Source organism: Psychrobacter sp. T6-1, from assembly GCF_052258445.1.
In genome coordinates, this window is the sequence record NZ_JBQQFC010000529.1 from 1 (window position 1) to 1,120 (window position 1,120).

A 1,120-nucleotide genomic window follows, 5' to 3' on the forward strand; every position below is an offset into this window, starting at 1 on the left:
GTACGCTGCGGCGGCGGGCGTAATCACCGCTTAGGGCTTGATGATGCTATTTTGATCAAAGATAATCACATCGCTATTGCAGGGGATATCGCAACCGCTATCAAGCAGGCGCAAGATTTTGCAGGTCACCTGCTACCTATCGAGGTCGAGGTTGATACGATAGAGCAGCTAGAGCAGGCTTTGGACGCCGGCGCGCAGCTGGTGCTACTTGACAATATGTCACCTGAGATACTCACGCAAGCGGTTACTATGTGTCAAGGCCGCGCTAAGACGGAAGCCTCAGGCGGTATCACGCCCGAGAGTGTACAAGCAGTCGCTAAGACGGGAGTTGATTTTATTGCGATGGGCTATTTGACTCACAGCACCACCGCGCTTGATATCGGACTTGATTTTAGTGCTTAGTTATCAATAATTTACCGGTTACCATAAGGTATCAGAATTAGCGGTAGTTAATGATTTAATCGGCTCATGTACTTATGATATAATAGCGCTACTAAATACCTACTGGGTCACCGCTGCATACGCACGGTGGCCTTATTTTTTTGCTGAAGTTTTATGATAGATAAGTGAGCGCTCAGTGGATACTGAAATTATCAAAATCATCTTGGCTTTTGTGGTCTTGATCAACCCCTTTAGTGCCTTGACCCTATTTTTGGATCTAACTCGCGGCTACTCGATGATCAATCGACGTAAAGTGGCGCGTATCGCTTGCTTGACTATTTTTATTACCATTAGCTTTTTTACCGTCGCAGGGGAGCTGTTACTCAAAGCTCTTGGTATCTCTATCGGCTCGTTTCAGCTGGCAGGCGGGATATTGGTATTTTTGATTGCCCTTAATATGATGAATGGCGATGGCAATCCGGTTAAGCCCGATCAAGAGAATTTTGACATCGAATACGATAAACACGCTGCACCAAGTACTGCCGCTGCCGTTGTACCGCTCGCTATTCCAATGATGATAGGGCCTGGCGGTATTTCAACCGTCATCATCTACTCCTCGCAAGTATCTGGTATTCTAAAGGTGTCTGCAGTATTGATTGCAGGTTTACTAATCAGCTTGTTCTGTTATCTTGCGCTTATGGCAGCAGGTCGTATCAGCCGTTTGCTTGGCGATACGGGT

Annotated in this window: 2 protein-coding genes; both read left to right on the forward strand. The window is 46.7% G+C overall.

The genetic code is table 11. The features are described from left to right. A partial coding sequence (locus ACTXGO_RS14350) for a beta/alpha barrel domain-containing protein (protein WP_459112939.1) occupies positions 1 to 402 on the forward strand: 402 nt, incomplete at its 5' end. Between the two features lie 175 nt (positions 403 to 577). Next, a partial coding sequence (locus tag ACTXGO_RS14355; protein ID WP_443574991.1) for a MarC family protein occupies positions 578 to 1,120 on the forward strand: 543 nt, incomplete at its 3' end.